Annotated in this window: 1 protein-coding gene; it reads left to right on the top strand. The window is 40.8% G+C overall.

Annotated features, from left to right (window positions below; all coding sequences use genetic code 11):
• Window positions 1-1,300 (top strand): DUF4832 domain-containing protein (locus F6K53_RS41830; RefSeq protein ID WP_293086327.1); only part of this gene is annotated, 1,300 nt, incomplete at its 5' end.
• Window positions 1,301-1,519 lie beyond the last annotated feature (219 nt).

The following is a 1,519-nucleotide window of genomic DNA, read 5'->3' on the forward strand; positions in this document are numbered from 1 at the left end:
CTCTAATGTTACCACGGTTTATCAAGGTAGTGATGAACACTTTCCCAATCCAGAACGAGGCTTTTTTATGCCTTTTACTCCTCTGGACAATACATCAAATTATTCCTTACAGCTGTCTGAGCTACAAGAGGTTAGGAATAACCAAATGACCTTAGTACGTAAGGTTTACGTAATTTCAGAATTTAGAAATAAACCGTTATCAGAGTCTTTTATACAAACCCTATCCCAGGATTTGAATACGGCTCGACAAGCTGGGGTTAAATTAATCCTACGCTTTGCCTATAATTGGGTAGGAGGTGGTGAAGATTCATCCCGCGATCGCATACTCTCCCATCTGGATGATCTGCAACCGATATTAGCATCAAACTACGATGTTATCGCCTACATGGAAGCAGGTTTTATTGGTTACTGGGGAGAATGGCATAGTTCTTACTATGGTTTGGATAGCAACAATGAAGATAGAAAAGCTATTTTGTTTAAACTGCTGTCGGTGTTACCCAGTGAACGGATGGTTGCTCTACGATACCCCAATCATAAAATGGCAATTTTTGATCAGGAAAATCCTCTTACCCCTGATCAAGCGTTTAATGGTACTAACCGAGCAAGAACTGGAGCTACTAATGATTGTTTCCTAGCCAGTATTGATGATTGGGGAACTTACAGCGATACGGATCGGGGGATAATAGAACAAGAAAAGACATTTTTAAATCTGGATAATCGGTATGTGGTACAGGGGGGAGAAACCTGCAATCCTAGTTCTTTTGATGATTGTCCCAATGCTTTAAATGAACTAGAACGAATGCGCTGGAGTGCATTAAATTACAAACCAAGTGATGCCACTGAGATCATTGAAGACTGGGAAAACCAAGGGTGTTTAGAGGAAATTAAACGTCGTTTGGGCTATCGCTTCCGTATAGTCAAATCAGTTACTCCTACTAGGGTAAAACCCGCTCGTACATTCTCGATACAATTGGAAATTATCAATGAAGGATGGGCTAGTCCTTACAATCCTCGGCCACTGGAAATTATTCTCCGTCACCGTGTCACTCGTCGCGAATACCATTTACCTATAGACGAGGATCCTCGGATGTGGATGCCTGGTAGTACTCAGGTTATTAATGCTGTCACTCGTACTCCAGACACAATCGAAACTGGAACCTATGATGTTTTCTTAAATCTACCTGATCCAGCTCCTCAATTATATAATCATCCAGACTATTCCATCAGACTTGCTAATCAAAATCTCTGGGAAGCCTCGACAGGCTACAATTCCCTATTGACTAGCCTTATTGTTAATTAAACTTCTAATCATAATGACGTTTATAGCAATTATTATACTCATGAGGTACACAAAAAAATCCCCCTGTTGCCTGTTGCCTGTTGCCTGTTGCCTATTCCCTTAGAGACTATGAGAGTTTGGTCAGGGCAGAGCTTGCTTATCTACTATAAAAAGCTAGTCAATGGCTCGACGAATAGCAAAATTTTTCGCGCAATTGTAACTGTTGGTTTATTGACTGCA

Origin of the sequence: Moorena sp. SIO4A1 (assembly GCF_010672065.1) — a bacterium.
In the GTDB taxonomy this organism is placed as follows: Bacteria; Cyanobacteriota; Cyanobacteriia; order Cyanobacteriales; family Coleofasciculaceae; genus Moorena.